The 4593-nt window shown below is 25.7% G+C and carries 6 protein-coding genes; all 6 read right to left on the bottom strand.

The features are described 5' to 3' along the window. A partial coding sequence (locus VLM92_RS16240; RefSeq protein ID WP_325277365.1) for an ABC-F family ATP-binding cassette domain-containing protein occupies nt 1-727 on the bottom strand: 727 nt, incomplete at its 3' end. Nucleotides 728-858: 131 nt separating this feature from the next. Continuing rightward, entirely contained in the window at nt 859-1878 is a 1020-nt protein-coding gene (locus VLM92_RS16235) for a molybdopterin-binding protein (RefSeq protein ID WP_325277364.1), read from the bottom strand. Then, the gene (mocA, locus tag VLM92_RS16230) at nt 1865-2443 is read right to left on the bottom strand and encodes a molybdenum cofactor cytidylyltransferase (protein ID WP_325277363.1); all 579 of its coding nucleotides are present in this window, start codon (nt 2441-2443) and stop codon (nt 1865-1867) included. The genes VLM92_RS16235 and mocA overlap by 14 nt, the downstream gene beginning before the upstream one ends. A 68-nt stretch (nt 2444-2511) precedes the next feature. Next, the gene (locus tag VLM92_RS16225; protein WP_325277362.1) at nt 2512-2718 is read right to left on the bottom strand and encodes a zinc ribbon domain-containing protein; all 207 of its coding nucleotides are present in this window, start codon (nt 2716-2718) and stop codon (nt 2512-2514) included. 46 nt (nt 2719-2764) lie between these two features. Beyond that, entirely contained in the window at nt 2765-3484 is a 720-nt protein-coding gene (yqeC, locus tag VLM92_RS16220; RefSeq protein ID WP_325277361.1) for a selenium cofactor biosynthesis protein YqeC, read from the bottom strand. 55 nt (nt 3485-3539) lie between these two features. Then, nucleotides 3540-4283 (bottom strand): cell division protein, encoded by a 744-nt coding sequence (locus VLM92_RS16215; RefSeq protein ID WP_325277360.1) that lies wholly within the window; start codon nt 4281-4283, stop codon nt 3540-3542. Nucleotides 4284-4593 lie beyond the last annotated feature (310 nt).

Genomic DNA, 4593 nt, shown 5'->3' with positions numbered 1-4593 from the left:
CATACCAGAAGTCATAGTTACCAACATACATTTGTATTTTACCAAAATCAACGTCAACTATGTTCGTACATATTTGATTTAAGAAATGTCTATCATGTGATACGATTATAACGATAGAGTCTTCTAAATCCATTATAAAGTTATTTAACCAGTTTATTGATTGGAAGTCTAAGTGGTTAGTAGGCTCATCCATTACTAGTATTTCAGGTTTACCAAATAATGCTTGTGCAAGTAATACTTTAACCTTTTCTCCCCCAGTTAATTCTTTCATTTGCTTGTAGTGTAAATCTTTAGATATACCAAGACCCATTAACACTTTTTCTGCATTAGTTTCTGCATCCCATCCGTCAAGTTCAGCAAACTCACCTTCAAGTTCAGCAGCTTTTATACCATCTTCTTCACTGAAATCTTCTTTCATATATAATGCATCTTTTTCTTTCATTATAGCTGAAAGTCTTTCATGACCCATTATAACAACATTTAATACTGTTTCTTCTTCGTATTTGAAGTGGTCCTGTCTAAGTACTGACATTCTTTCCTTATCAGTTATAGAAACATTTCCTGTGTTTGGTTCTATATCTCCAGCTAATATTCTCAGGAAAGTTGATTTTCCTGCACCATTAGCACCTATTATCCCGTAACAATTACCTTTAGTGAATTTTAAGTTAACATCTTTGAATAACTCTTTATCACCAAATCTAAGTCCAACATTTGTAACTTGTAACATTAATGTAGTTTCCTTTCTTATCTCCGATTTAATTTTGCTATTATGCATCATTATTTATAATATAACAAATAATGATTTTCGTCAACCAACTAGACAGTTATTTTAACCGCCGTATATCACTTATATTAACACTATATCTTAGCAAAGCTGCATGCAGGATATTCACATATTTCACAATTCATACAAAGTCCTCCATGACCATATTTAGCAATATCCGCCTTAGTCAACTTTTCATTTATCAAAATTCTTGGTAAAATAACATCAAATACAGTTACTTTATTGTACATTGCACACCCTGGTATTCCCATTATAGGTGTGCCTTCATTATATGCAAGTAAAAACATAGCACCAGGAAGAATCGGTGAACCATATGTTACTAAATCTGCACCAGTTTCTTTTATAGCAGTTGGTGTTACATCATCTGGATCTACACTCATCCCACCTGTGCAACATATAAGTTCTGCTCCTTGTTCTATAAAATCTTTAATAGCTATTTTTATCATTTCTTTGTCATCTGAACAAATAGTTTGTCCTATAACTTTGCATCCAAATTTTTCTACCTTTTCTTTTATTACTGGTCCAAATTTATCTACTATTCTTTTATGATAAATTTCATTTCCAGTTGTAACTATTCCAACTTTCTTTGGTTTAAACTCTACAACATTTACAATTTTTTTGTCCCCTACTATTTTCTTAGCTTCTTTTAATTTATTTTCATCTATTAATAAAGGTATAACCCTTGTTCCTGCTACTTTAAGTCCCTTTTTTACTATAAAGTTATTGTGAAGTGTTGATAGCATTATATCATCTATTAAATTTAGTTCAAATAACGTATCTACATCTATTTTTAAAAGACCATAACTTTTAGATATAAAATCTATTTTGCCTTCTTTTATTTCACTAAATTCTAAATTATCTCCTGCTGTTAAATCCTTTAACAATAATGCAGCATCATTTTCATGTACCATACCTTCTATTTGTTCCCATACATATAAATGATCTTTCCCTAAAGATAAAAGTACATCTATATCTTCTTTTTTTACTATATGCCCTTTTTTGAAGGCTCTTCCCTTAAATTCTCCTGGTATTATTTTTGTAATATCATGACATAATATATGACCTATCGCATCTACTGTATTAACTTTTTTCATTTCCCACCCCTAATTTTTTATAATCTTCTTTTGTATCAATATCAAATAACATATTTTCCGAAACATCTACATATTTTATTTTAGAAGTTTTAGTTATTACTTTTTTACCCTTTTCATCATTTTTCAAATTCAATAATTCATTTATTTTATTATATGGAAATATAACTGGGTTTCCACTTTTGTTTTTATATCTAGGAATTATTATATATTCTTTATTTTCATTAAAAGTTTTTATCATTGTTTCTATATGTTTTATATCTATAAATGGTTGATCACCTACAAAAAACATATATCCATCGCTTTTTTTACTATTTAATGTACCTAATTTAATAGATTCACTTTGACCTGTATTTGCATTTTCATTATGTATATACTTAAATTTATACTCTTTACTTAACTTTTCTATTTCATTATATTGACTTACTACTATAACTTCATTGAAATTTGATTTTTTTACTGCTTTAAATACATACTCTATTATTGGTTTATTATTGTAGTTTAATAATAATTTATTTTCACCCATTCTACTAGATAAACCCGATGCCATTATTATTGCTGTAATCATTTTTCTTTTCCTTATATTTTAATATAATATATTAAATAAGAGTAGCCAATTTGGATATTCTTATAATTTTACGATGTAAATAGATCAAATATATTTTCTAATTCACTAGTCTTAGATTTATAAAACTCCGTATACTTACATTTGCTACATGTTACTGTTGAAAACTTTTTATTTTGAACATCAAGGATTTTAGAAAATCCACTTCCAGTTGCACATATTTCATCTGTTTCATATTTGTTATTTCCACATTTTGGACATATATAATTACTACTCATTTTTTACTCTCCCTTATAATTATATTTTTAATAAATTATAAATAATTTATAATTTTTCAGTGTTACAAATTATAGTTAAATCATTTTTATATTTATTAATTTCACATATCAATTGTTTAGCTATATTTTTATCATGGTTACTTTTAATTCTATTAATTAATAATATCTCTTGTCCACAAGCATTTTTAAATAGTCCATTTTTATTTAAAACTATATCAACTAAATTATTTATATCAACCTTAGTATTATTAATATTAGTTATTTTTCTTAATTCTTCTAGTCTATGTATATTTTTATCATTTATTTCCATATTATAGGATGTTATATCTAATATTCCTATAGTTTTAGTACTTTTAGGATAGACTATCGGTTCCTTATTATTCCAACCTTTAAGTTTTTTTCTTTTAGATCCATCACCTTCTATAAGTATTAAATCAAATTTAGGAATTAAATGTTCTAATTCTTTAAAATCTAGCCCTACTATCTTTTTTTCTTTATTTATATATTTTCCAATTACTGTTATTCCTAAATCTTTTGATATAATTATCTTTTTATCTTCATCTAACATATGTATATTATTGTAGATATTCTTACTTGGTACATATATCTTAGTAGTGGCAGTTATTAATACTCTCATCTTATCTTTATATTTATTAGCTATATAATTTATAAATGATGTTTTCCCACCTGCTCCAACTACACTTATAATTTCTTTTGGTCCTAATTTTATCATATTTTCAAGTTTATCTAAATTATTTACATCCATATATATACAAAAACCCCTAGAATAATTATATCATTATTCTAGGGACTTAAATATATTAGTTACAAACTAATCCAACTTTTATTTTTCCTTCATTCTTTTCTCTTAAATATAATGAGAATATAGCTTCGTAAGTATCTTCATTACTGTCTTGTATCTTCATTAATAAATCATTTAAAACTATCATCATATTTTCATCTTCACAGTAATTTGAATCCATTTCTACAAGTATAACTTCTTTTTTACCACTAAACTCTTCACTAGTTTTTATTGTATTTTCCAGTAAAGATTTTACTATTTCATCATTGCTTGTACCTTTTTCAAACTCACCATATGAATATTTTATACCGCTATCTGTGCATAAAGCTTCCTTAAGGTCACTTAAATCTATGTTTATCATACAAAAATCAGATATAGAATCAAGTAGCATATTTATTATATTTAATAAATTATTTGTATTTTCTTCATTCATTTTAAATTCTCTATTTAAATTTATTTCATCTTTATTTTCCTTTACTGATGAATCAAGTCCTATACTTAAAACTCTTCTTTCATTAGCCATATAACCTATAGCATTTACTATTTGTAGTGCTTTTTTATCTTCACTATTATACGTTAAAAATAATACATCTACACCGTCTAACAGCTCTCTTACATAGTCTTTATCTACATCTTGATTTATATTTATTTTTTCTAAATCCATATTATGTGCTATCTTGTTAGCTATAGAATCTAAAGTTTTTATACCATCTTCACCTATACCTATTATTTTAGCACTTTGTGTTTTTTCTATTGTATTCATTTTATCTCCTTACTAATTAGCTAAATATTTAAGATATATCCTTTAGCAATTTTGAATATTTATTGTTGAACATTTTAAATAAATGAACTTCTATTATAGTTATTACCACAAATTGGCCAAAGAATAAGTGTAATACTACTGACCCTATTATTATAGCATTTACTACAGTTGGCCACAATGATGCTATTAATATATATATACTGGTTTATCCTTTTAATATTATAATCACTTTAATATCTTTTTAGCTTCAGATATTCTTTGAATTGCTGTTATAAGTATAATAAAAGAAAATAAGTTTATTATAATATTT

This window comes from Romboutsia sp., from assembly GCF_035470145.1.
Classification (GTDB): Bacteria; Bacillota; Clostridia; order Peptostreptococcales; family Peptostreptococcaceae; genus Romboutsia_D.
This window is presented reverse-complemented; position numbering and strand designations above follow the sequence as displayed.

Coding starts and splice junctions, on each gene's coding strand:
- VLM92_RS16235 (WP_325277364.1), bottom strand. CDS start 1,878: ATGAAAAAAGTTAATACAGTAGATGCGATAGGTCATATATTATGTCAT.
- mocA (WP_325277363.1), bottom strand. CDS start 2,443: ATGATTACAGCAATAATAATGGCATCGGGTTTATCTAGTAGAATGGGT.
- VLM92_RS16225 (WP_325277362.1), bottom strand. CDS start 2,718: ATGAGTAGTAATTATATATGTCCAAAATGTGGAAATAACAAATATGAA.
- yqeC (WP_325277361.1), bottom strand. CDS start 3,484: ATGGATGTAAATAATTTAGATAAACTTGAAAATATGATAAAATTAGGA.
- VLM92_RS16215 (WP_325277360.1), bottom strand. CDS start 4,283: ATGAATACAATAGAAAAAACACAAAGTGCTAAAATAATAGGTATAGGT.